The sequence below is a fragment of the bacterium SCSIO 12741 genome (assembly GCA_024398055.1).
Taxonomy (GTDB): Bacteria; Bacteroidota; Bacteroidia; order Flavobacteriales_G; family Salibacteraceae; genus SCSIO-12741.
This window is the reverse complement of record CP073749.1, coordinates 3,213,742-3,239,177: the sequence shown is the minus strand read 5'-3', so window position 1 is coordinate 3,239,177 and position 25,436 is coordinate 3,213,742. Positions and strand designations below refer to the sequence as shown.

The 25,436-nt window shown below is 45.1% G+C and carries 23 protein-coding genes; 15 read left to right on the top strand and 8 right to left on the bottom strand.

Features of this window, described 5'->3' with window-relative positions; genetic code table 11:
• Positions 1-163 precede the first annotated feature (163 nt).
• A complete protein-coding gene (locus KFE98_13805) occupies positions 164-5,212 on the top strand; it encodes a tetratricopeptide repeat protein (GenBank protein UTW61086.1) in 5,049 nt (1,682 codons plus the stop codon).
• Between the two features lie 4 nt (positions 5,213-5,216).
• Here the strand turns inward: KFE98_13805 and pepE are convergent, their stop codons facing one another.
• On the bottom strand, positions 5,217-5,930 hold the full coding sequence (gene pepE / locus KFE98_13800) for a dipeptidase PepE (GenBank protein UTW61085.1): 714 nt from the start codon (positions 5,928-5,930) through the stop codon (positions 5,217-5,219).
• A gap of 150 nt (positions 5,931-6,080) precedes the next feature.
• On the opposite strand from pepE, the gene htpG reads away from it, so the two are divergent.
• The 14 genes from htpG (at position 6,081) to KFE98_13730 (ending at position 19,264) form a co-directional block, all read left to right on the top strand.
• Entirely contained in the window at positions 6,081-7,973 is a 1,893-nt protein-coding gene (gene htpG / locus KFE98_13795) for a molecular chaperone HtpG (GenBank protein ID UTW61084.1), read from the top strand.
• 107 nt (positions 7,974-8,080) lie between these two features.
• Entirely contained in the window at positions 8,081-8,806 is a 726-nt protein-coding gene (locus KFE98_13790) for an aminotransferase class I/II-fold pyridoxal phosphate-dependent enzyme (protein UTW61083.1), read from the top strand.
• On the top strand, positions 8,779-9,189 hold the full coding sequence (locus KFE98_13785) for a hypothetical protein (GenBank protein ID UTW61082.1): 411 nt from the start codon (positions 8,779-8,781) through the stop codon (positions 9,187-9,189). The genes KFE98_13790 and KFE98_13785 overlap by 28 nt, the downstream gene beginning before the upstream one ends.
• Positions 9,186-9,827 carry a dethiobiotin synthase gene (bioD, locus tag KFE98_13780; protein ID UTW61081.1) on the top strand — a complete coding sequence of 214 codons (642 nt, stop codon included), beginning with the start codon at positions 9,186-9,188 and terminating at the stop codon, positions 9,825-9,827. The genes KFE98_13785 and bioD overlap by 4 nt, the downstream gene beginning before the upstream one ends.
• Positions 9,820-11,094: an adenosylmethionine--8-amino-7-oxononanoate transaminase gene (bioA, locus tag KFE98_13775; GenBank protein UTW61080.1), complete on the top strand. Its 1,275-nt coding sequence runs from the start codon at positions 9,820-9,822 to the stop codon at positions 11,092-11,094. Before bioD ends, bioA begins: the two co-directional genes overlap by 8 nt.
• A gap of 14 nt (positions 11,095-11,108) precedes the next feature.
• Positions 11,109-12,305, top strand: coding sequence for a beta-ketoacyl synthase (locus KFE98_13770; protein ID UTW61079.1), 1,197 nt, complete (start codon positions 11,109-11,111; stop codon positions 12,303-12,305).
• On the top strand, positions 12,295-13,410 hold the full coding sequence (gene bioB / locus KFE98_13765) for a biotin synthase BioB (GenBank protein UTW61078.1): 1,116 nt from the start codon (positions 12,295-12,297) through the stop codon (positions 13,408-13,410). Before KFE98_13770 ends, bioB begins: the two co-directional genes overlap by 11 nt.
• A 3-nt stretch (positions 13,411-13,413) precedes the next feature.
• Positions 13,414-13,980: a DUF4178 domain-containing protein gene (locus KFE98_13760; GenBank protein UTW61077.1), complete on the top strand. Its 567-nt coding sequence runs from the start codon at positions 13,414-13,416 to the stop codon at positions 13,978-13,980.
• Positions 13,977-14,711 (top strand): hypothetical protein, encoded by a 735-nt coding sequence (locus KFE98_13755; protein ID UTW61076.1) that lies wholly within the window; start codon positions 13,977-13,979, stop codon positions 14,709-14,711. Before KFE98_13760 ends, KFE98_13755 begins: the two co-directional genes overlap by 4 nt.
• 26 nt (positions 14,712-14,737) lie before the next feature.
• Positions 14,738-16,279: a polyamine aminopropyltransferase gene (locus tag KFE98_13750; GenBank protein ID UTW61075.1), complete on the top strand. Its 1,542-nt coding sequence runs from the start codon at positions 14,738-14,740 to the stop codon at positions 16,277-16,279.
• A 71-nt stretch (positions 16,280-16,350) separates the two neighbouring features.
• Positions 16,351-17,082: a TerB family tellurite resistance protein gene (locus KFE98_13745; protein ID UTW61074.1), complete on the top strand. Its 732-nt coding sequence runs from the start codon at positions 16,351-16,353 to the stop codon at positions 17,080-17,082.
• A gap of 194 nt (positions 17,083-17,276) precedes the next feature.
• On the top strand, positions 17,277-17,960 hold the full coding sequence (locus KFE98_13740) for an FKBP-type peptidyl-prolyl cis-trans isomerase (protein ID UTW64712.1): 684 nt from the start codon (positions 17,277-17,279) through the stop codon (positions 17,958-17,960).
• A 14-nt stretch (positions 17,961-17,974) separates the two neighbouring features.
• Complete coding sequence (locus KFE98_13735; GenBank protein ID UTW64711.1) at positions 17,975-18,679, top strand: FKBP-type peptidyl-prolyl cis-trans isomerase; 705 nt, start codon at positions 17,975-17,977, stop codon at positions 18,677-18,679.
• An 84-nt stretch (positions 18,680-18,763) separates the two neighbouring features.
• Positions 18,764-19,264 (top strand): hypothetical protein, encoded by a 501-nt coding sequence (locus KFE98_13730; GenBank protein ID UTW61073.1) that lies wholly within the window; start codon positions 18,764-18,766, stop codon positions 19,262-19,264.
• A gap of 101 nt (positions 19,265-19,365) precedes the next feature.
• Here the strand turns inward: KFE98_13730 and KFE98_13725 are convergent, their stop codons facing one another.
• The 7 genes from KFE98_13725 to KFE98_13695 form a co-directional block, all read right to left on the bottom strand.
• The gene (locus tag KFE98_13725; GenBank protein ID UTW61072.1) at positions 19,366-20,763 is read right to left on the bottom strand and encodes an NAD(P)H-hydrate dehydratase; all 1,398 of its coding nucleotides are present in this window, start codon (positions 20,761-20,763) and stop codon (positions 19,366-19,368) included.
• Positions 20,760-21,344, bottom strand: a complete 585-nt coding sequence (gene coaE / locus KFE98_13720; protein ID UTW61071.1) for a dephospho-CoA kinase — start codon at positions 21,342-21,344, stop codon at positions 20,760-20,762. The genes KFE98_13725 and coaE overlap by 4 nt, the downstream gene beginning before the upstream one ends.
• Positions 21,345-21,370: 26 nt before the next feature.
• Positions 21,371-22,330, bottom strand: a complete 960-nt coding sequence (locus tag KFE98_13715; GenBank protein UTW61070.1) for a YbbR-like domain-containing protein — start codon at positions 22,328-22,330, stop codon at positions 21,371-21,373.
• Positions 22,331-22,339: 9 nt separating this feature from the next.
• Positions 22,340-22,675: a preprotein translocase subunit YajC gene (yajC, locus tag KFE98_13710; GenBank protein UTW61069.1), complete on the bottom strand. Its 336-nt coding sequence runs from the start codon at positions 22,673-22,675 to the stop codon at positions 22,340-22,342.
• 3 nt (positions 22,676-22,678) lie between these two features.
• Complete coding sequence (locus tag KFE98_13705; protein ID UTW61068.1) at positions 22,679-23,143, bottom strand: DUF1573 domain-containing protein; 465 nt, start codon at positions 23,141-23,143, stop codon at positions 22,679-22,681.
• Positions 23,144-23,214: 71 nt separating this feature from the next.
• Complete coding sequence (locus KFE98_13700) at positions 23,215-24,099, bottom strand: GNAT family N-acetyltransferase (GenBank protein ID UTW61067.1); 885 nt, start codon at positions 24,097-24,099, stop codon at positions 23,215-23,217.
• Positions 24,099-25,421, bottom strand: a complete 1,323-nt coding sequence (locus KFE98_13695; GenBank protein UTW61066.1) for a polysaccharide deacetylase family protein — start codon at positions 25,419-25,421, stop codon at positions 24,099-24,101. The genes KFE98_13700 and KFE98_13695 overlap by 1 nt, the downstream gene beginning before the upstream one ends.
• Between the last annotated feature and the right edge of the window lie 15 nt (positions 25,422-25,436).

Below are 25,436 nucleotides of genomic sequence, written 5' to 3'. Positions count from 1 at the left end.
ACGGTTATCCACCTTGAATTCGTGTGTTCAATGAGGTATAATTTTTGGACGGCACCAGCGTTTAACACCTCTTGAGGATTGCTTTTCAGATAGCCGGAAGCGAGGGTAGATAATTCGTATATTCGTGGCGCTCGGAAAACCCTTAACAACAAGTTTTTTTTAAATGTCAGCAGAATGGAGGCGATGGATAATGGCAATGGCTTCGGTCTTTTTGATCGCGATAGCCCCAGCAGCCTATGCCCAAGATGACATTTTAGATGAAATTGAAGCTGAACTTCGCAAGGAAGAAGAGGCCAAAAAAGCGGCAGCAAAGGCCGCCAAAAACGAGGAAAAGTATGCCCTCAACTACCGCAAGGCGGTTTCCAAAGGAGATGCTCTCATCAAGTCCAAAAAGTTTGATGAAGCCATAGCAGCCTACCAAGAGGCTAAAAAATGGGGACCTACTGAAAAGTACCCAGACGAGAAGATTACTGAAGCCAAGGAAATGAAGGCCAAGGCAGCCGAAGAAGCTAAACAGGCCGAAATTGACGAAAAATACAAGGCAGTTATAGTCAAGGCCGATGCGTTTTTCGAAAGCAAAAAGTACAAGGAATCGATCCCGCTGTATCAGGAAGCCGTTAAACTCAAACCTGATGAGGCATGGGCACAGGATCAAATAACCGAAGCCAAAAAACTCCAAGCCCAACTGGAAGAAGAAAAACGCAAAGCGGAGGAAGCGGCTAAACTGGAGGCCGAATTTAAGGCTGCCATGAAATCGGGAGATGACAAACTGGCCTCCCAGGATTTTGACGGAGCCATTGCCTCCTACGAGCAAGCTGCCAAACTCAAGCCTGGAGAAGCTGCTCCGAAAACCAAAATTGCCGAAGCCAAAAAGGCCAAAGAAGAGGCTGCTAAACTGGCAGCCCAGCAAAAATTAGACGCTGAATACCAAGCTGCAGTAGGCAAAGCAGATGACCTGTTCAAGCAGAAAAAATGGGATGAATCCGTCACCGCTTACCAAGAAGCCTTAAAGATTAAGCCTGGGGAGACTCATCCCAAAACCCAAATTACCGAAGCTGGTAGACTCAAAGAAGAAGAGAAACAAGCCGCCATTCGTGAAAAGTATGACGCAGTGATCGCTGAAGCTGATGGTTTGCTCAAGTCCAGTGAATTTGATCAGGCCAAGGCTAAGTATGAAGAAGCGTCTAAAATCCTGCCATCTGAAACCTACCCGGGCACGAAGATGAAGGAGTGCGACGATTTGAAATTGCAAGCCGAAAAAGCCAAAATCAAATCTCAATATGACGAACTGGTCAAGGCTGCTGACGCTCTTTTGGAACAAGAAAAATTTGACGAGGCCAAAGCCAAATACCAGGAAGCGCAGAACGTGATGCCTCATGAGTCTCACCCGGCGACCATGATCGCCGAGGCGGACCGAAGAAAGGAAGACAAGGCCAAACAAGCAACCCGAGCCGAATACGATGCTGCTGTTGCCCAAGGAAACGACCTGCTGGCAAACGAAAAGTTTGATGAGGCGATTGCCCAATACAAAGCCGCTGAAAAGATTCTCCCTTCTGAATCAAAGACAACTGAATTGATCGCTGAAGCGGAAAAACTCAAAAGTCAAAAGGCACAAGCTGAAACCCGCTCTCAATACGATGCTGCCATTGCCTCGGCAGAAGCTTTGCTCAAAGAAGAAAAATTTGACGAAGCTATCACCGGATTTGAAGCTGCCGGAAAAATTCTACCCAACGAAAGCAAAACCGCCGAACTCATTGCCGAAGCCAAAAGACTAAAAGAGGCTAAAGCTGAAGGAGAAAAACTGGCTCAGTTTGAATCGATGTTGGCGGAAGGAGAAAAACTTATTGCCGACAAGCAGTATGACGCGGGAATCAAAAAGCTGGAAGAAGCCCATGCCTTTTACCCAAAAGAAAACCGCACTCCGGAGCTCATTGCTGAAGCCAAGAAAATGATTGAGGCGGACAAACAAGCCGAAATTCAAGCTCAATTTGATGCTAAGGTGAAGGAAGGTGAAACCCAAATGCAGGATGGTCAATATGATGTAGCCATAAGTACTTTTAGAGCCGCCGAAGACATCCTTCCAACTAACTCAAAAACCACCGAGCTAATTGCTGAAGCCAACCGCTTGAAGGAAGAAGAGCAAAAGAAAAAAGACGACGATCAATTTGACAGTTACCTGGCTCAGGGCTCTACGCTGATGGCCGAAGAGAAATTTTCGGAAGCCCGTGAGCAATTCAAAATGGCCAAAGAGCTCGTTCCCGGTCGTGCCCTTGAAGCGGATAAGAAAATTGAAGAAGCTACTCGGTTGGAAAAGGAAAAAACCGAGAAAGAACTGGCCGCAGCCGAAGCGGCTGAAAAAGAGGCTAAAGTGACCGCTCTGCTGGGTGAGGCCAAATCCTTGGAAGAGGGCCAGAACTACTCAGGTGCCAAAGACAAACTTGCTGCTGCCCTCCTCATTGATCCTGAGAACGGAGAGGTTAAAACCTCCATGGCTCGGGTTTCTGGATTGCTGGACGAACAAGAAAAGCAACAGCGCGAACAGGAAGAAGCAGAAAAAGCGGCTAAACTCAAGGCTGAACAAGAAGGAAAAGCAGATGCCCTACTCGCTCAAGCCACCACTCAAGCATCGGGAGGTAATCATCGTGAAGCCCTGAATTTGGTAGATGAAGCTTTAGGTCTCGTTCCAAACTACACTCCGGCTTTAGAGAAAAAATCGGAATACCAAACTGCCTTGGATGCGGCCGTGAAAGCGGAAAAAGAAAAAGCGGCTGAGGAAGCCGAGCAACAAGCCGCTCAAGAAGAAAAAGAACGCAAACTGGCTCAGCTAATCGCCCAGGGAGAGCAGTTTGAAAGTGAAGGAAAACTTACCGATGCCAAAGGCAAGTACCAGGAAGCATTGAATTTGGATTCAGGTTCCAGCGAAGCTCAACAAAAACTACAATCGGTTACGGATAAGATGGCCGCTCAGGAAAAAGAAAAAGCTGCTGCCGCCTTAGCCGCTCAACAAGCGGCGGATAAAGCCGAATTGCAGGAAAAAGTTCAGGCTTTCATCGATCAAGGAAACGAAGCCCTGGCTGCTGAAAACTGGGCTGCTGCCAAAAGTGCTTATCAACAAGCCTTGAGCATAGACGATGGAAATAGTACAGCTCAATCTCAAATCGCTCTGGTCGATCAGAAAATGGCGGAACAAGAAGCAGCCGAACAAGCTCGCCTGAAAGCGGAACAAGAAAAGCAGGCTGCTGCTGCCAAGGCACAGGAAGAAGAAGAACTTAAGAAGCAGATTGAGTCGTTGATGAGCGAAGGTGATGCAGCCTTGAACAGTGGAGATTTAACTACGGCAAAAGGCAAGTTTAACCAAGTTCTGACCTTGGATGCGTCTCATGCCTTAGCCGGAACTCGCCTTCAACAAATTAAAGATCGAGAGGCCAAGGAAGAGCAGGATCGTCTGGCTCAAGAAGAAGCTGAAAAGGCTCGACTTCAAGCGGAAAAAGAAAAACAGGAAGCCGCGGCTCTTGCCCAAGCTGCTGAAGAGCGCAAAAAACAAATTCAGACGCTCGTAGATGAAGCTGATGCCGCCTTCAACGGTGGAGATTTAACCACAGCTAAAAGTAAGTTCAACGAAGTTTTGACTTTGGAAGCCGGTCACACTTTGGCAACTACCCGTATCCAACAGATTACAGAACGTGAAGCCAAGGAAGAGCAGGAACGTTTAGCTCAGGAAGAAGCCGAACGAGCCAGACTTCAGGCTGAAAAAGAAAAGCAAGCCGCCGCTGCTCGTGCACAGGCTGCCGAAGAGCGTAAAAAACAAATTCAGACCCTGGTGGACGAAGCTGATGCGGCCTTCAATAGCGGAGATTTAACCACGGCTAAAAGCAAGTTTAATGAGGTCCTTGCCTTAGATGCTGGTCATACTTTGGCCAACACCCGAATTCAACAAATCTCAGAGCGTCAGGCCAAGGAAGAGCAAGAGCGCTTAGCACAGGAAGAGGCTGAAAAGGCCCGATTGCAAGCGGAACGTGATAAGCAGGCGGCAGCTGCACGTGCCGAAGCTGAAGAGAAGAAAAAACAAGAAATTCAAACCCTCGTTGGCGAAGCGGATGCGGCTTTCAACAGCGGAGATTTGGCCACGGCAAAAACTAAGTTTGATCAGGTATTGGCCATGGATGCGGCTCATGCCTTGGCGGGCACCCGAATCAAACAAATTGCTGAGAGACAAGCCAAAGAAGAAAAAGATCGGTTGGCCAAAGAAGAAGCTGCTCGAAAAAAGCAAGCAGACGCCGATCGTGCCAAAGCGGAACAGGAGAAAAAGAATCAAATTGCCAGTTACCTCGATTTGGGTGACCAACAACTGGCGGATAAGAAATTTTCGGAAGCTCTTGATTCCTATGAACAGGCATTGGATCTGGATCCAGCCAGCGCCGTGGTTAAGAGCCGTATTGCCAATGCCAATAAGTTGAAGTCGGCGCACGATCGATTGACCGCCGATCAAAAAGAAAAACTGCGCCAGGAAGAGATTTCAAATTACATGGCTCAAGGCAAGATGCAGGCTATTAAAAAAGAATTCCTGGCGGCCAAGGCGAGCTATGAAAAGGTGCTTAACCTCGAACCTGGACATGCGGGTGCTAAAGAAGCGCTGGCCAGTATTCAAAAAGATGTAGCGCTATTGGAAGCTCAGCAAGCCGAGGAAGAAGAACGTCGTAAAGCTCGTGAAGCCTTGTTGGCCAAAGTGGAAACCATTCTCGATGCAGGAGACAACTACTTTGCAGGAGGCCAATACGCGGAAGCTATTCAGGAATACCAGAAAGGTTTGGAACTGGATCCACTGAATACCGAATTGAAGGAATCGATCCGCAACTGCCGTAAAATGGAAGAGCGGGCCAAACAAATTCACATTGCCAAAACACACCACTTGCCAAGACCTAAACCTGAAGGATTTAAAACCGAGCAGCTCTCTGAATCCTCGGTGCGTAAGGACAAGATCAAATTCCAAAATGAGTTGGGCCGGGCCTATCCAGAAGGGGTAACAGAAGAAATCAGAAAAGGACACCGAAAAAGCCTAACCTACCGCATTGTAGTGTTGGAAGGAATCGGAACGGAGTATGTACAAGCCCGCCACGACTGGGGAGGGGTATACTACTTCAAAAATGGTCACCCGATTACCCCTTATATCTGGCAATTGGAAACCCGTGATCCAGTAAAAGCGACTAACTAATTCCTTACCAGTTCGAAGGGTCAAAAATCCCAGGAGCTACCTCCATTGCCTCTTTTTGTCCAGGCAACCATACCTTCATAGGAAACGCACCCACCAAATTGTATAGGTTTCCTTTAACTTCGATTAAATCACCTTCAGGTAATCCGATCAAGGGTAAATTAGGATGAAGTACGCGGTATTCTGCCAAACGAGTATCTCGGGATTCTCCTCCATGGCCTTCCAGGGTTTTATCGGTGTAATGTACGTTGATTTGAAAGGGCAACAGATTTAAGCCCTCAAAGCTTTCCGGTTGAATAATGGGCATATCGTTGGTCGTATGCAAAAACGGGCAAGCCGTATTAGATCCTGCACTCCATCCGATGTAGGGTACTCCACGATGGCACGCCGCCTGAATCTCACTCATCAAGTTTAGCCGGTGTAACTCATGGAAAAGGTGGAAGGTATTTCCTCCCCCAACAGCAATGGCCTTTGCATTTTGAACCGCTTCCACAGGATTTTCACAAGTGTGTATGCCAATCACCTTTACATCGAATTCCTGAATGGCCTTCTGAAGCATCTCCGTATACTCATCATAGGTGATGGTAACGCCAGCAAAAGGAACAAAGAGGATCTCATCTATCGGTTCAAAAAATTCTCCCAAATAGGGTTTGGGCCAAGCAAAATAAGGTTGACCTGGTAGTGTAGAATTGCTTAATAGACGTAGATTGAGATCGCTCATAGAAATAACATTTTGGCGCCAAATATAGAAGAATTGAAGATGGACTTTGTTCAATTCCGCCATTCTGTCACCCTCCCCTACTCTGGCACAAGGCTTGACTTGGCCCTAACCACACGAAATTCAATTGAAAACAAGATAAAATCTGAAAAAATGGCAAGCGGTAAAATAAACGTACAAGCTGATAACATTTTTCCTATCATCAAGAAGTTCCTCTACTCGGATCACGAAATATTTCTGAGAGAGTTAGTTTCCAACGCAGTAGATGCTACTCAAAAACTTAAAACCCTGAGCAATTTGGGTGAGTTTAAAGGGGAAATGGGTGACACCACCATCCAGGTTGCAGTGAACAAAGAGGCCAAAACCATTACCATCACAGACCGCGGTATTGGAATGAGCGAAGAGGAAGTGGAAAAATACCTAAACCAGGTTGCCTTCTCCGGAGCAGAAGAGTTCGTTCAGAAATACGAAGGACAGGCAGAGCAAATCATTGGTCACTTTGGATTGGGATTCTATTCAGCCTTTATGGTTGCCGACAAAGTAGTGGTCAATACCAAGTCTCATACAGATGCACCTGCCGTTATATGGGAATGTGAAGGAGACCCTGAATTTACGGTTTCTCCATCCGATAAAACGGATCGTGGAACGGAAATCACGCTTCACATTGCTGAAGACAGTTTGGAGTTTTTGGAAGATAACCGCATTTCAGGTATCCTCGATAAGTACTGTAAATTCTTGCCTGTATCCATTCAGTTTGGAGAGAAATCCAATTGGATTGACGATCCAGAAGGAAACAAAGACGAAGAAGGAAATGTAAAGAAGGTAGAGGAAAAAGTAGCCAACGTGGTGAACAATCCTGCTCCTGCCTGGACCAAAAAGCCGATGGATTTGACCTCGGAGGATTACAACAGCTTCTACCGTGAGTTGTATCCAACTACCTTCGAAGAGCCATTGTTCAACATTCACTTGAACGTTGATTACCCCTTCAACCTGACTGGAATTCTATACTTCCCAAAGCTGAGCAATGCGCATAACCTGCAATTGCAGAAAAACAAAATTCAGCTTTACAGCAACCAGGTATTCATTACTGATAGCGTAGAGGGAATTGTCCCTGAATTTTTGACCCTACTTCACGGTGTAATTGACTCTCCGGATATTCCATTGAACGTATCGCGTTCTTACCTGCAGAGCGACGGAAACGTGAAAAAGATCAGTGGACATATTACCAAAAAGGTAGCTGATAAGCTTCAGTCCATGTTCAAAAAAGACCGTGAAGATTTTGAAAGCAAATGGGATGATATCCGCATCTTCATGGAATACGGAATGCTTACTGAAGAAAAATTCTTCGACAAGTCCAAGGCTTCTTACTTGCTAAAAGGCATCGACGATAGCTACCACACGCTGGAAGAATACCAGGAAAAAATCAAAGAAAATCAAACGGATAAAGACGGTAATCAAATCGTTCTTTACACTTCGGATAAAGAAGAACAACATACCTATATCGAGGCTGCAAAAGCCAAAGGTTATGAAGTAGTTCAGCTGGCTGGTCCATTGGTATCTCACCTCATCCAGCAGTTGGAAGGTAAAATGGAAAAACTACGTTTTGCCCGCATCGATTCCGATACCCTTGAAAAATTGATCCAGAAAGAAGAGGTAAGCAAACACAACCTGACCGATGATCAGGAGAAGTCACTTTCTGAATTGATCGAAAAAGTTGCGGGTAAAGAAAAATTCAGCGTAGCGATCGAAAACCTGAATGAAGCGGAAAGTCCCTTGTTGATCACTCGTCCTGAGTTTATGCGTCGAATGAAAGAGCAGAGCGAAGTTGGCGGTGGCATGATGGGTATGGGCAACCTGCCAGAAATGATGAATCTGGTTGTGAATGCCAATCACCCATTGATTAGCAAAATGTTGATTGAATCGGATGAGAGTAAGCAGGAAAACCTGGCCAAACAAGCGGTGGACCTGGCTCTTTTATCGCAGGGAATGCTCACTGGGCAAGCCCTAACCGATTTTATTAAGCGAAGTGTGGATTTGATCGATTAATCCCGAATTTCCCTACTACATTTGTGGCGTCAAAAACAGGAGACTGATTTCTCCTGTTTTCGGCTGCCCGAAGTCTTGCTTAGACTTCTTTTGGATGCACGTTACTTTTGAGAATCCCTACCCACATTGATCGAAAATTGGAAGAACGGGAGGAAGCCAATAAGCTTCGGACCCTTCGCACCGGATTACCCGGACAAATCGATTTTTGCTCGAATGACTACCTGGGTCTGTCTCAGCATCCGGATCGCAACAAAATCAAAAAACAATTTTTTGGGGCAGAGTCCCGAGCAGGTTCCGGTGGGTCCCGGTTGATTTCTGGTAACCATGCCCTGTACATTCAGGCTGAAACCCACATGGCAGCATTTTTCCAATCGGAAGATGCCTTGCTATTTAACTCCGGGTATGACGCTAATCTGGGAATTTTTTCCAGTATTCCTCAAAAAGGCGACACCGTCATTTACGACGAGTGGTGCCACGCTTCCATTCGAGATGGAATTCGACTATCTCATGCCCGATCAGTCAAGTTTAAGCACAACAACTTGATGGATTTGCGCAAAAAAATGGAAGCTGCTGAAGGGAATATCTACATTGCTCTGGAATCGGTGTATTCTATGGATGGCGACCTGGCTCCACTCGCTGGAGTGAATCGATTGGCCGAAGAGTTTGGCGCCTACGTAATTCTTGACGAAGCCCATTCTGCCGGATTAGAATACTTGGATTCGGTATTTGAAAAAGAACAGCAAAATTGTTTTATCCGAATGCTTGGTTTGGGTAAAGCCTGGGGCACACATGGCGGGATGATTTTATGCTCCCCAGAACCAAGGATTACCTGATCAATTTTGCCCGATCGCTCATATACACTACTGCTCTTTCAGAAAGTGCAGTAGCCGATATTCTGGTCAGTTTGGAACTGGTGCAGCGAGATCGTCAAAAGCAAGTGGATTTGTTGCGCAACATCGATCATTACGGAGCATTAGCCCGGTCTTTGAATTTGCCTTTTCAAGACCACTCTCCGATTCAATACTTACCCGTTTCCGGAAACGATCAAGTTCGAGAAGCGGCAGTTGAGCTTACCCGAAATCGATTTCGGGTAGTTCCTATCCTCCACCCGACTGTTCCTGAGGGAATGGAAAGAATACGTGTTTCCCTCCACGCCTATAATCGAACAAAAGACATCGACGACTTGTTGGAAACCTTTCAAAAACACGTCTCATGAAGCACACATTTTTTGTCTCCGGGATCGGAACGGAAATCGGAAAAACCGTTAGCAGCGCCATCTTAACCGAGGCTCTGAAAGCAGATTACTGGAAACCCATTCAGGCTGGAGAACTCGATTATTCAGACAGCCATAAGATTGAAGAATGGGTAAGCCACCCTCAATTACATATTCACCCGGAACGCCATCGCCTGGAACATCCCATGTCTCCTCATGCCGCAGCAGCCCGGGAGAATGTTCAAATTGAGATCAAGGACTTTAAAACTCCAGAACCCGTAAATTCTACCCTGCTCATTGAGGGAGCAGGTGGATTGCTGGTTCCCTTAAACGATACCATTACCCTACTTGATTTGATTCAGGAGCTCCAGGTTCCTGTTATCTTGATCTCTCGGTATTACTTGGGCAGTATTAACCACACCCTGCTTTCTGCCGAAGTATTAAAAAATCGCGGAATTGAAGTCGCGGGTATCGTATTCAACGGAGAAGAAAACGCTGAAAGTAAATCCGTCATTTTGGACATGACTGGATTAAAAGAATTGGGTTGCATTCCTGAGTTAGAGGAAGTAACTCCTGAAACCATCAAACAAGCCGCCGATCAATTGAGACCCCAACTTTTAAAATCGCTTTTCAATGAATGATTTATTAGAACGGGATAAGCGCTTAGTTTGGCATCCCTATTCTCAAGCCAAAACGGCTGGAGACCCTATTGCTATAACCCATGGAAAGGATGAATTTCTGTTTGATGCGGATGGCAAAAAATACATTGACGCCGTATCCTCCTGGTGGGTGACTTTGCACGGGCACTCGAATCAACATATTGCTGATACGATTCACAAGCAGCTTCAAACCCTGGAGCACGTAATCTTCTCCGGTTTCACTCATGAACCAGCCGTAGAACTTTGCGAACGTCTTTTACCTCTTTTACCGAATAGTCAAAGTCGTTTCTTCTTTTCCGACAATGGCTCAACTGCTGTAGAAATCGGGTTGAAGATGGCCATTCAATTCTTCAAGAATAAGGGAGAAAAGCGAACCAAGATTATTGCTTTGGAAGGCGCTTTTCATGGGGAAACGTTTGGAACCATGTCTATCGGAGACTCCGAATTTTTGGCTGGGCTCTACTCCGAATACCTATTCGATGTAATTCATATTCCGGTTCCTTACGAAGGGGATGAAAACCGTTCACTTGAAGCTTTGAAAAAAGTGCTTGACGAACATGAGGTGGCGGCCTTTATCTATGAACCCTTAGTTCAAGGAGCATCAGGTATGCGTATGTATTCTCCAGCTGGGCTGGATGGATTGATTCGCGCTTGTCAAAGTGAAGGTGTATTCTGTATTGCTGATGAGGTGATGACCGGATTTTACCGAACTGGAAAAAAGTTTGCCTCCGATTGGCTCGAAACGGATCCAGATATCATGGCCCTGTCGAAAGGCTTAACGGGAGGAACACTTCCCCTCGCCTTGACCACGTGTACCGAGGAAGTTTTTATGGGCTTCTACTCTGACGACGTGACCAAAACTTTGTACCACGGACATTCCTACACCGGAAACCCGGTAGGGTGTGCTGCTGCGTTGGCCAGTTTAGACCTAATGGTTAAGCCTGAAACAGAGGAAAAGGTGAATCGAATTGCTCAAAAGCATGAAGCCTTTGCTCAAAAACTGGAAAGTCATCCTCGCGTGAAGCACGTAAGAGCCCGAGGAACCATTTTGGCCCTGGAGGTAAAAACCACTGGAGAAACGAGCTACTTCAACTCCATTCGGGATATTCTGTACAACTTTTACCTCGAGCGCGGCGTCCTGCTTCGTCCACTCGGAAATGTGGTCTACATTCTTCCTCCACTGTGCACCTCTAATGAGTCTTTGGAGAAAATTTACGAGACCATCCTTCATTCCCTGGATGAGCTTTAAATTCGCGGCCGATTTTGACCTTGCGATTTGAAAATATAGGGATTCGGAATTGGGGAAGTCTGTCTCCTCTTGGGCATACAGCTGAACAAATTGTTGAAGCTTATAGAAATGGCGAATCAGCTTTGGTTCGCAAAACTTTTGATGACCAAGAATTTTGGGTAGGCTCGCTTGAAGATTCCACAGAAAAGATCGTTTCACAAATTCGGGACGAAAACCGAAATTACGAACGCCTGGATCGGTCGGTTCTTTTGGCACTTTACGCCTCTCGTCAAGCTGCATCTGTGCTCACCGAAGAATCCCGAAAGGAGTGTGGTGTGTTTATTGGGTCCTCAAGAGGCGCTACCGAAACCTGGGAACGTGAGCACGAACGATTTCTCACGCACGAGCAACAGAAAACTCATCCTTTAACCTCTCCACTTACCACCTTGGGAAATCTATCTTATTGGGTAGCCCAGGACTTGAGAAGCCAGCATTACAACAGCTCCTTATCCATTACTTGCAGCACCTCGCTCCACGCTTTGGTCAATGCCTGTATGTGGTTGCAAAATGGAGAGGGGAAATATTTTCTGGCCGGTGGATCAGAAGCGGCGTTAACGCCATTTACCATGGCCCAAATGAAGGCCATCAAAGCGCTTCAGACAGACACCACTCAAGAATTTCCTTGTCAGTCCATGGTTTGGGACAAAACTCAAAACACGATGGTGTTGGGCGAAGGCGCTGCCATGGCCCTACTTGAACGTAATCCTGAACCCGAAAACGTTTTGGCCTACGTAAAACAAATCGGAGTGGCACGAGAATCTATCGACGGACACACTTCCATAGATAGAGACGGCCAAGGCTTATATGAGGCCATGAAAGCAGCCACCGACGGAATACCCTTGAATGAAATTGATGCCGTAGTGCTTCATGCACCGGGAACTAAGGCAGGAGACCTGGCCGAACGAACCGCTATTGAACGCCTTTTTGGCCCTGAGATTCCAGCACTCACCTCCAATAAATGGAAAATTGGACATACGTTTGGAGCCTCAGGAATGCTCAGTCTTGAAATGGCTGTGAATATATTAAGCGAACAATATTTTATCCAAAATCCTTTGTATTCTTGTAATCTAACCGGCCCAATTAATCGAATATTGGTAAATGCAATTGGATTTGGAGGAAATGCAATAAGTGTATTAATCCAAAGAAACTGGGAAAAACTGCATGGAAATTAAAAGAAACTGGTCGAAAGAAGATATATATAAGCTTTATGATACACCCCTTATGGATCTGGTATTCCAGGCCGCTGGAGTGCATCGTCAAATGAATGATCCTAACGAGATTCAGGTAAGTACCCTGCTCTCCATTAAAACAGGTAACTGTTCTGAAGACTGTGGATATTGCCCTCAATCGGCGCGGTACTCTACTGGCATTGAAAACAATGATCTGATGAGCGTTCGCGTGGTTGAAGCCTTGGCCAAAAAGGCACAAAAAGAGGGTTCATCTCGCCTATGTATGGGTGCCGCCTGGAGAAATGTTCGGGATGGAGAAGAGTTTGATCAGGTGGTAGAAATGGTTGAAAAGGTCAATGAACTGGGTATGGAAGTATGCTGCACCCTGGGAATGATTACCGAAAACCAGGCAAAAAGATTGGCCAACGCCGGTTTGTACGCCTACAACCACAATATTGATTCTTCGGAGGAGTATTACAAAAAAGTAATTTCTACCCGTGGTTATGAAGACCGCTTGAATACGATCGAAAACGTTCGAAAAACCGGAGTAACGGTTTGTTCGGGTGGAATTATCGGAATGGGCGAAACGAAGAAGGACCGTTGTGATATGTTGTATACACTTTCACTATTGAATCCTCAGCCTGAGTCCGTACCCATCAATGCACTGGTAGCTGTAGAGGGAACTCCTCTGGAAGAGCAACAGCCGGTAGTATGGCACGAATTGGTGAGAATGGTAGCCACGGCAAGAATGATTCTGCCTAATTCAGTGATCCGTCTTTCAGCGGGTAGAACTGAAATGAGTCAGGAAGCTCAAACGCTTTGCTTTATGGCTGGAGCGTCCTCCATTTTTGCCGGAGAAAAACTGCTTACTACTCCAAACCCGGAAAGAAGCGACGATCAAGTATTGTTCGACATTCTGGACATTCGTCCAAAGGCACCGGTGAAGAAGCAAAAAGAATCGCACGAGATTGAGAACATGCAGGAAAAACCGAAATGGAGTCGTCCTGGTCATGTTATTGATCGCAACGTGAAGGCTGCAGAAAAAGGAAAATTGAACCGCATCCAGGAAACGGTAGAAGCCCCAACCCTGGAAGATAACAAGGCATAACCCATGGGCTGGTTTGGCAATTCTGATAAAGACAAAAGGAAATTTACCCGAACCCATATTCCGGAAAAGACCGTGAGCGATCTAAAACTGGGAGACCAGTTTGATTTCGACGGAAAGACGTGGAAGGTCAAAGAGGAATACGAGTACGATTGGGGGAATGAGTGTTTTACATCAGAATTTAAGATCACCTCTGGTAGCATCGAATCCTTCCTGTATATGGAAGAAAACGACGATGGACTGGAAATAATCTTGAGCCGCAACCTGCCATTAGCCGAATTGGACACCGACTTAGGTACCAAAATTGATTTGACCGGATCTCCGGATGAATCCTATGAATACGAAGGTGAAACCTATCATTTTGATGAAGAGTCCTCTGGCTATTACCGGAACGTTAGCACTACAAGTCCTGAAGAATCAGAAGAATTTATCTCCTGGAGCTATTACGACGAATCAGAAAAACTCGTTCTGATTGTGGAGCAATGGGGAGACGAAGAATTTGAAGCTTCAATTGGTAAAGTGGTATCGGCGGATCAGTTCAAGAATATTAAACCAAAACCCGGTATACGATGAAATACCTGAAAACCATAAGCCTGATGGCCTTGTTGGTAGTTGTTGCTGCCTGTGGAAATCAGAAGAAGTTTGAGAAAAGTCCAATTGACATCATGGTCAAAAAATTGACCGATGACAAAGTGAAGCCCTTTACCATTCTCTTGTACGATATGGAAGAAAAGGGAAGCTTTTCCAAATCGTATCATCATCAGTACAAAATCATTACGCATCTTCCTGACAGTACCGCCAGAGAGGATACTACGCAATGGTATGAAGTATCAAAAAGCTTCTTCGCCCTGCATGAAAATGACATGGGTATGGAAGTGGCGTCTATGAATGATGAGGGTGTTTTGTCCAAAACGGTGGCCCCTCCCGGCTATGGGAACTATGTTGGTAACAGCCGCTACGGCCATTGGCAAACCGATGCTTCAGGGCATTCCTTCTGGGCTTTTTATGGAAAGTACATGTTCTTTTCGAGCATGTTTCACATGTTGGCCTACCCAGCGTATCGTTCTCATTATGGAGATTATCGCTCCAACTACTACGGAAGAAATCGTGGGTACTATGGGCCGAAAACATCCAATGGGCAGTCAACCTACGGCACCTACAGCAAGTACAATCAAACCACCAGCAAAAGTTCCAAGTACACGAGTTCTGGGAACTTCAAACAAAAGGTTCAAAGCCGAACCCAGCGCTCTACTGGCCGATATGGCCGTAGCAGTCGTTCACGTGGTGGCGGTTTTGGAAAATAAAGGAATAACCTGATTTTCGCCCTTGCATGAAATTGCGGTCCAACATCCTGAAACTGGCTTTGTTTGCGACCGGTCTGTCGGGAATTGTAGCCGAGTACATTTTATCCACGTTGGCCACCTACTTTCTGGGTGACAGCGTATTTCAGTGGACCTTAATAGTTTCGGTCATGCTCTTCTCCATGGGACTGGGTAGCCGAATTTCCCGTTGGATCAAAAAGGATTTGCTACACGCTTTTATCCTGATTGAGCTGGTACTCTCCCTACTCTGCTCTTTTTCTTCCTTGTTTGCCTACTCAGCATCCGCTTATACCATGTACACCGGACTCATCATCTATAGTCTGAGCATATTGATCGGTCTGCTAATTGGAATGGAAATCCCCCTGGTAGTTCGGCTCAATGAAACCTTTGAAGAGCTCCGGGTAAACATTGCTTCGGTGGTTGAAAAGGACTATTACGGTAGTCTCGCCGGCGGCTTATTCTTTGCTTTCGTTGGCCTCCCTTATTTGGGGCTCACCTATACGCCCTTTATCATGGGAGCCGTGAATCTGCTTGTAGCGCTGGCTTTGGTTCTCATACTTTGGCAACAATTTACCCGTTTTCGCCGCACCTTATATACAACCGGTGCTATCCTCCTTCTTGGAGTTATTACACTGGGAGGGTTGGGAGCCGAACCCATTATTCAATATGGAGAGCAAAGTCGCTACAAAGATCGCGTGGTACTTACCCAACAAACGGCTTACCAGCGGATTGTAGTCACCCAATGGAAAAAACATTTTTGGTTGTACCTCAACGGGAATCTTCAATTCAGCACATTGGATGAACCGCTTTACCATGAGCCCTTGGTACACCCTGGAGTATTGATGGCAGCTCAACCTCGAAAGATCTTAGTGCTTGGGGGCGGAGATGGCTGTGCGGTGCGGGAATTGCTCAAGCATTCCTCTATTCAGTCCGTTCGACTGGTAGATCTCGACCCGGCGATGACCGAGTTAATGAGTACCCATCCTCTATTCGTTGATCTCAATAAGGGTTCCCTTAGCAATCCTAAAGTGCAGGTAGTCAACCAAGATGCGTATTTGTACATGGACACTACCAGCCAGATTTTCGACTTGATTCTCATCGACCTACCTGATCCAAGAACAGTTGAACTAAACCGGCTCTACAGCTCCGAGTTTTACCAACTGTGCCGACAACATCTTTCTCAACGCGGGGTTTTAGTCACTCAAGCCGGAAGCCCCTTCCTGGCAACTGCGGCTTTTCGTTGCATTGAAAAAACGATGCGGGCCAGCGAATTTGGCACTATTTCCTACCACAACCATGTGCCCACCATGGGTGAATGGGGCTGGGTACTTGGAGCCAAAGGCATGACCTCCCAAGAAGCTTTGAACCGCTTCCAACATTTGAATTTGAATGATCTACCCACCTCCTGGCTAACTGATTCGTGTTTTGTGTCTATGAGCACTTTTGGTAAGGAATCTCTTTTTGTTAGGGAAGACACAGTAAAAGTGAACCGCATTCATGATCCCGTTCTTTACCACTATTTCCTCCAAGGCACCTGGGATTTGTATTGATTTTAGATTTTTTTTCCATTTAATCGCATTCCCATTCGGGTGGATTCAATGAGAGTGTTCAACTTTGTAGCATGAGTAATTTTGGAAAATTCATTGGCCTTGGATTGGGATGGGCATTTATGGGCCCTATCGGTGGAATTATAGGATTGGCCTTGGGCCATTTGGTGGATCGTGAGACCTTTGATTTTGATAAACTTCAACGTCAACCTACCGGTGATACCCGACCTGGTGACTTCAATTTTAGCCTATTGGTGATCACAGCGGCAGTGATGAAAGCCGATGGAACGATCAAAAAAAGTGAGCTCGACTTTGTACGCCGATTTCTGATCAATCAGTTTGGTGAAAACAAGGCCCAGGAAATGTTGTTGGCCCTTCGCGAAATTCTAAAACAAGATATTCCTCTGGAAGAAGTATGCTACCAGATTTCGCAAAACATGTCTCCCGAATTGAGACTCCAATTGCTGCAGTATCTCTTCGGGGTAGCTCGTGCAGATAAGCATGTTCACAAAATGGAGCTTGCCACTATTGAGCGCGTAGCTCAGTTGCTCCGTATAAACCAGTCTGACTTCAACTCCATTAAGGCGATGTACTATACCGATTCTACAAATTGGTATCAGGTGCTCAATTTGTCTTCTGACGCTACCGAATCTGAAATTAAAAAAGCTTACCGCAAATTGGCCACGAAATACCATCCGGACAAAGTGGCTCAGTTAGGAGAGGATTATCAAAAAGCGGCCAAGGAGAAATTCCAGAAAATTCAGGAAGCCTACGAAAACATCAAAAGGGAAAGAAACTTCAAATAATTCCAGGCCAATTGTGCGAATATTTCGCAGCTCGATTCGCTCATTTTTAATTAGTTAGGATAATTAACAGGTTTATCCCTGCGGAAGACAGACTGTACGCAAAATAAAGTTACCTTCGCGCTTTTCATATTTATTTAATGCAATTATCAATGACTTGGAATACCGTTAAACTTTGTGCCTTAGGTACAGTTATGATGGCGGCCTGTAACCCCGAAAGTAACACCGCTGATTCTTCATCAACCTCATCCAGTGATCTCAAGAATTTTACCGACAGCGTAAGCTACAGTTTCGGTGTAAGTGTTGGTTCCGGGTTGAAATCTCAAAAGATTACTGATATCAACACCGATCTCATCGCTAAAGGAATTAGCGACATGTTGGCTGAGCAAGGCAAATTTGATGAGCAACAAGCCAATACCATCATTACCAAGTACATGGATGAAATTCGTGAAAGAAATCTAAGTGCTGCTAAGTCAGAAGGTGATAACTTCTTAGCTGAAAACGGCAAAAACCCTGACGTTATCACAACTGCAAGCGGTCTACAATATACTGTGATTCGCGAAGGAGATGGTCCTAAGCCTATCGCTACTGATCAAGTACGTGTACACTACCACGGTACCTTGATTGACGGAACTGTTTTCGATAGCTCTGTTGATCGCGGTGAGCCAGTTACCTTCCCAGTTCAAGGCGTTATCCCTGGATGGATTGAAGGACTTCAATTGATGAATGTTGGTTCTAAATACAAATTGTTCATTCCATCGGATTTGGCTTATGGCGATCGTGGAGCTGGAGCAAAAATCGGTCCTGGAGCTACTTTGGTTTTCGACGTTGAATTGTTGGAAATCGTAAAAGCAGATCCAAATCAACAACAACCTTACTAACCTTTAGATAAATGATGAAAAAAACGCTATTGCTTCTTTCCCTGTGTGTGATCACGATGGTGGGGTTTGCCGCTAAAAAAGGCAAAAAAGGAAAAGGCGAAAACAAGCAAACTATGGAAATGAAAACAGAAATTGATTCCCTGTCATACTCTTTGGGAATCAGTATTGCCAATAACCTGAAGAGCCAGGGCATCGATTCTCTTAACCCAGATTTCTTTGCAGCTGCTTTGAAGGACGTAATGGCTGGAAATGATACTACCATCTCTTTTGATGATGCTAACAAAATCATCAACGAGTACTTTGGTAAAGCGATGCAGCGTAAGGCTGAAGAAGCTAAAGCTGAAGGTGCCGCTTTCTTAGCCGAAAACGGCAAGAAAGAAGGTGTTGTTACTCTTCCTTCCGGAATGCAGTACCGCATTATCACCGAAGGAACAGGTCCAAAACCTACTGCTCAGAACAAAGTGAGAACTCACTACCACGGAACCTTGATCGACGGAACTGTATTTGACAGTTCAGTAAATCGCGGTACTCCTGCTGAGTTTCCAGTAGGTGGAGTGATTAAAGGATGGCAAGAAGCGCTTCAATTGATGCCAGTTGGATCTAAGTGGGAATTGTTTATTCCTTACGATTTGGCTTATGGTGAGCGTGGAGCAGGACAAAACATTGGTCCTTACACTACCTTGATTTTTGAAGTGGAGCTACTACAAATTGTAGAATAATAGCCCCTTATCTATATTTGAAGCCCTGTTGGAACATCCGACAGGGCTTTTTTTATGGTTCATTTTTTGCCCAATAATCTAACTATGTCGGTTCAGCGTTCCATCATCCTTTCTTTTGTATTTCTTTCTATCCTCCTCTTGGGTTGTGAGGAACGAAGCAAGCCTATACTGCAGGAGGATCCTGTTTTTATGGCCAGTGATAGCATTCGTCAGGGAAGGGAACTTCGAGAAAAACTCACCGGCGAACAAGATCTGGTAATCGACTACTTGATGCAAACCTTTGCTGACGTAGATTCTACCTCGAAGGAAGATTGGGTAGCACTCTTTAAAAAGGATCTTGATCCTGACCGGGAGTTAAAAATCTGGATGGCCATGGCTAAGGCCTTTCGCTCCTACACCGATCAACACCCAAGTGACCTGGAAACTCAAAAAGAGGTTTACGAAGTGGTTCTTATCTTATCCGTCATGGAAGCAGACTCGATTTATCCTTACCTTGATTTGAAATATTTGAGCGAAGAAGATGTCAAGGAAATTGCCAACGCCTACCCCTTTGAACCGCAACCTATTCAGGTATACGATGAGTAATCAGTAATCCTGCATCAGTTGAAAGGCCGCTGGTAAAAAATCAATTAAATCTCCAGCAATAATTCCGGGACCTCCGGTAACTTTCATAGCCAAATCTCCGGCTAAACCGTGCCAATAAGCCCCAAACGAGCAGAATCGAATGCAGAGTACCCTTGAGCTCTTAAGGCTGTTATAATACCCGTTAAAACGTCTCCACTACCACCCGTGGCCATTCCGGGGTTGCCCGTGGAATTGAAAGCTACTTTTCCCTCTGGAGATACAATCCAGCTGTGAGCTCCTTTTAACAAGAGTACACCCCGAGTCAATCGTGCAAATTCTTTGGCTTTTTCCAACCTTTCGGAATCATTCTCACTGGGGCCCATCAATCGATTAAACTCTCCCGGATGTGGCGTATAAATGGTTTCAGCCGGCATGATTTCATACCGATGGGTATGGCGACTTAAGAGATTTAAAGCATCGGCATCCAGAACCAAATGAGGTAAATCCTTGCCTTGAATCAATTGGAGAAACATGGCCTCAGTCTCTTCCTCCGTACCCAAACCAGGTCCAATGGCCATGGCTCGAAAACGTCCCAGACCCTCTGGTCTGTAACTATGCCATCTTTCGGTAGGATCTGTCTCGCACATGGCTTCAGGGACTGCCGATTGAATGATATCATAACCACAGGTGGGTACCCGAACGGTAAGCAAGCCAGTTCCAGCTCGTAAACAAGCCTTGGCTGACAATACAGCCGCTCCAATTTTACCATGGCTACCTGCCAATACCAAGGAGTGCCCAAAAGTGCCTTTGTGTGAAAACTTGGTTCTCGTTTTGAGGATAGCCTCAATCGTTTCACCCGTTGTCAATTCATAAGGAGTTTCGGCTTTTTGAATAAACTCTTGATCAAGTCCAATATCCAGGACTACCCATTCCCCACAAAGAGGAGCTTGCTCAGGAAGCATAAAAGGCAGTTTAGGCAATTGAAAGGTTAACGTAAATTGAGCGTCCACTACCGCTCCAGTTACACCAGACTGCTCCATAAACAGCCCACTGGGAAGATCGACGGCAATCACTATGGCCTTCGATTGATTAATCCGGTTCACACATTCGGCCAACCAGCCTTCAATGGGCCGTGTGAGCCCGGATCCAAAAATCGAATCGATGATAATTTCTTCCGGATTCAATTTCAAACCGTCAGAAGACTGAATGCGAGTTATGGTACCCGTGTAATTTTTGAGGTTAGCTTCAAAATCAGGACTCCCCTTCTGAGTCATTTCTAAAACCGTTACCCGACAAGAATAACCTGCTTGGTGCAATAATCTGGCAATGACCAAACCATCGCCAGCATTGTTTCCCATTCCAGCTACAATGTGAAAATCATGATTGGTATTGAAGGTATCCTGAATCCAATCAAAACATTGGGTGGCAGCTCGCTCCATCAAGTCCAAAGACGAAATGGGCTCATGGGCAATGGTGTACTGATCCGCCTCCCTGATTTGAGCCGAGCTGAGAATTTTCATAAGGTTAGAATTTGCTCGTGGATATTCATCACCTGCTTAATCAATGAGCTTTTGCCGTCATTGATAATTTCGAATTGAGACAACTCCCTTTTTTTATCATCCGACCATTGATTGGCCATTCTTTTCAGCACTTCTTCGCGATTGGTTCCATCCCGATCCATTACTCGTTGAATTCGCAATTCTTCCGGAGCCGTTACTAAAATGACCGCTTTTAGAAAACGATTGGATCCGGATTCAAACAGAATAGCAGCTTCTTTTAGGGTATAGGGAGTTTGCCGTTGGAAACTTACCCATTGTTCATAATCTCGGCCTACAGCGGGATGTATAATGCCATTTAGCTGTTGGAGTTTATCGGGTTGAGAGAATACTTCCCCTGCCAGAAAAGGTCGATTTAGGGTACCTCCATCGTAGGCCTTATCTCCAAAAAGTTGAATAATCTGTTGGCGAACTTCAGGATCCTTGTTCGAAACTTTCTTCGCTCTTGAATCCGCTTCATAAAGGGGAATGCCTAAGGATTGAAAAATGCGGGATACGGTTGTTTTCCCACTTCCAATTCCACCGGTTATGCCTATCTGCTTCAATACTTCAGGGTAAAATCCTAAGGTATCTAATTTCGGATAAAGTACTCCACTTTGTGTGGTGAATATTCCAACAATTTAACCCCTTCAGGAACTTTTTCAGGCTGTACGATCAAAAAACGTTTACCCTCTCCTGCCTGGTTTGGATCCACCGTAAAGGAGAACATTTGGGCATTGATCTTTTTAAAATCGGAAAGTCCGACCAGGTATTTTACTGATACCTTACTGGGTATCAATACTAAATCCAAACTGTCTGCCAAGGAGGATTCCTTCACCGATAAGAACAATTCCAGTTCTCCTTCGGTGTATTGCTCCACCGGAACACTAAGGGTTATTTGTTGGGTTTGAGAGCTTAATCCAGCAGGAAGTTTCACGGCCACGTCCTTAACCAGTTTTTTATCCAAAACTCCGAGATCGATGACTTCGGTCGTAATGGAATCGGTTTTATCCAGTAAAGATCCAGGTCCTTTAACCGTGATATAGGCGGGAGTAGCTTGAATTTTACCCTTGAGAAAAAACTCTTTATCCAGTTCAAAAACCACCTGTGGCTTAACTGGAATTTGTCGTGAGACTTCGCTTTCCACTACCATCCGTATAGTATCCGGGTAAACCCGCACTAAGTTCAAATCACCCGGAACCACGCTTCGCAATTGGGTTTCTATCGTATTTCCATCCAGATAACTGCTTACGTACTTCTTACTGGGACGCAAAGTACCTTCTGAAAAGGATAAAGAAATGGAATCGTGGCTGCTGAACAATGAATAGGAAAGCAACCGGAATCCAAACCCATTCAAGCTTGCCTTGATTTCCTTAGGTGGATTGGAAGTTAAAATCTGATCTTCCGGGATATCGACATACCGAACCGGAAAACTGATCTGGGTAGTGTAATCTTTTGAATAGGCATTTAGCAGCCAGAACAGCACGGCTATAAACAAACAAACCAGGAATACGGATAAATCCTTTCCTGGTTTGATGCGCAAAAATGCCATATAAATGGGTTATTTGTTTTGCTCGATTTCCGCAGAGGCATCTCCTCCGTCTCCAGAGGACATTTCCATGGAAATAGCCGACTTTTCGATACGCATTTTAGCGCCACCATCGGTTTCGAGCATAATGGTAGAATCGTTTTGGTCCTTAATACGACCGTGAATTCCACCTATGGTAACTACTTTGTCGCCTTTCTTTAACGACTCTCTAAAGTTCTTTTGAGCTTTTGCTTTTTTGGATTGGGGACGAATCATAAAGAAATAGAATACTCCTCCAACCAGCACAAACATCATGATCATACCAGTGATGTCTGTACCTCCTTGTGCCTGTAACAAAAATGAATGCATGATTTAGTTTTCTCCAGATTGAGGTGCGATAACCGTACCTGTAAGTGCTACCACATTTTCACTCGGCTGGGTATTGGCACTGATGTACACCTTTTTGTGCATTTTACCTTCCTTGCCGTCAGAGTTAAATACTACGTTGATTTCACCCTTTTCTCCCGGACGAACTGGCTCTTTAGGCCATTCAGGAACGGTACAACCACAGCTACCGTTAGCCGAAGCTATCACCAAATCGTTTTCACCCGTATTGGTAAAGGTAAAGGTAAATTGAACCTTTTCTCCCTGGGTGATTTCTCCAAAATCATACAACTGATCCTCAAACTCCATTGACGCCAAAGCCACTTCTACAGGCTCCGCGGAGGCCGTGTTGTGGTTTTGGACAATATCGGTGCTGATATTATCTCCACTGGTATCGCAGGCCGTAAAAGCCAGGGATAGCGCTGCAATACCCATTAATGTTATCTTCCTCATAGTAAAAAAAATGTGCCCAAAATTAACAATAAACCGTGTTTCGTAAATGTCTTTTAAAGGATATTAATAGTTTATAACGAACGGTTGAATAATCGCCTACGCCGAGTGTGGTAATAGGTTTCGGTTTGTCCGCCAAATGAAAGATAAAATCGAGCAACGCCCGGATTTGTACTTCCCTCAAAATCAAAAAGTAAATCACTTCCTGCCTCCTGAAGGATATAATGCCCTAACAAAAAATGCATGGCTCCGCTCTTTCTGGCCGCTTCATCAGCAGCGGTGAACAATAGGGTGTGTCTGGCTGGAGCCTTAGCAATCACGGCACCGGCAACCAATTTTTTATCATCCCAACATCCAATCAAACCTAACCGGTTTCGTTTGGCTAATTCATGAACCAATCGCTGCAAATCGACAAAGAAATCCTTGGGAAGGCTCTTCAATAAATGGGGTTTGGACTTTTGGAAAATGGAAATCATTTCTGAAAGATGATCTAACGATACTTCGGTATACTGGAGATTCTTGTTTTGAGCCTTTTTGTAGTTTCTTCGGGTATTGCTTGAAAACCCTCTCATCAAATCATCACTACTTGGCTTTAGATCCAAAATCACGTTGGCCATAGCCCTACTCGTGTTCTCCAAGGCAAAGCCTGTAGTTAAATCAATGGAAACAATATCGCTGGGAAGTGCCCTCAAATCCGATAAACTGGGGTGCCCACCGGTTTGACCAAAAGCCTCTAAGCGTTGAATGAAATTGGGTTGATACAGGTACTTTAGTCCCCATTTTTTTCGAACGGGAACGGGAAACACATTTTGGTAATCCTTCCAAACCAATCCTTCCCATCCGGGGGCGGCAATATCCAGGTACCAGGAATAACCGTAGATCAAATTGTTATTTGCACCTTGAACACAGGCATCCCATTTTTCTCGATCAATATTAGCTGAAGGCAGGTATTTCCACATTAGGAATGTGCTTTTTTGATGACTTCTTCCAATAATCCACTCCAGCCAACCCAATCGCCGGTCTCACTCAATGAATCGTTGTGCCAAAGCACACAACATTGGCCATCTACCTGGCGGATGGGTTCCAACAATTTTTCTAACTCAGCCAAGGCCTCCTGAACCGATTGATTTTTGTAGAAACGGGCAGTAGCTTCCATAAAACAAAAGGGCACCACTTGTAGAGGCGTTCGCTGCTCCATTTCCAAATCATAAAAGGAAAACGGCGTACATAAAGAAGCCCTAAAACCATATTCATCTGGAAATCCCATGGTATAATCTGTATGGATTTCGGCATCTAAAAGCTCACGATAACTCCCAGGTAATTGGAGTTTTAAAAAGTGGTTTCTACTAATCCGAACCGGTGAATGGATCACCTGGCTCAAACGCTTGAGCTCCATACGAAGCTTATCTGGATCTTGAGACGAAGCATAACTGGGGTGCAAGCCCACTTCTGCATAATCCCTAATGTGTTTGATCAGAGCCTGAAACTTTCTGGATGAAATAGGCACATTTTTATCATTGATCCCATAATCACCCACCAAAAAGAAGTAGATAGGTTTTAATCCATACTGTTTCTGTAAATCCAACAATTCAGAAAACACATCGAAGGGATCTTTTTTCATACCGAGCAATGCCGATATTCGATTTTTCAAATCTTCAGAATCGAGCGTGACAGCTGATCGAAGCAATGCCCCGAGAGTTCTTACCATGCCTTTTTCCAAGAAAGCAAAAGCATTATCGACATCAACCGTAGGTAAGAATTGATAGGATCTACTCGGAAATGCAAAATCCGGAAAACGCTCTTCAATAAGTTTTTGCAGGCGATCCACCACCAGGTTTATCCAGGGAAGGTGCAAAAACTGACGCTTAAAAGCCACACTTTCCGAGGCCGGAAAACGTCCATGTTTATCCTTTCGATGGGGCCAATACTCCTCGTAACGAGATGCTAAAAAGAATGAAGCCGCAAAGGGATCGAAGGGCCATGTTGAATCGTTTACCCGGAAGAATATGGGAAGACCATCCCAGTCTTCGGTCTGAATATCGAATTCGTTAATTCCCTTTTGACGCAACAATCCGTGTGGTACAAAGTGAAGCGCTGTTTCCAAGGGCTGATAATCATAAACCAAGGTTACTTCCTGCTTGTATTTATCCCAATCATCACGATCAGTAATAAGTTCGAAATTCACCTTTAGAATTTCACGAAAGATCAGATGAAAGGTATAGCGAATTCGTTCCGTTTCTTCGGGAACAAATACATATATCGTTGAAGAATATCCAGCCACTATGGGAATTTACAA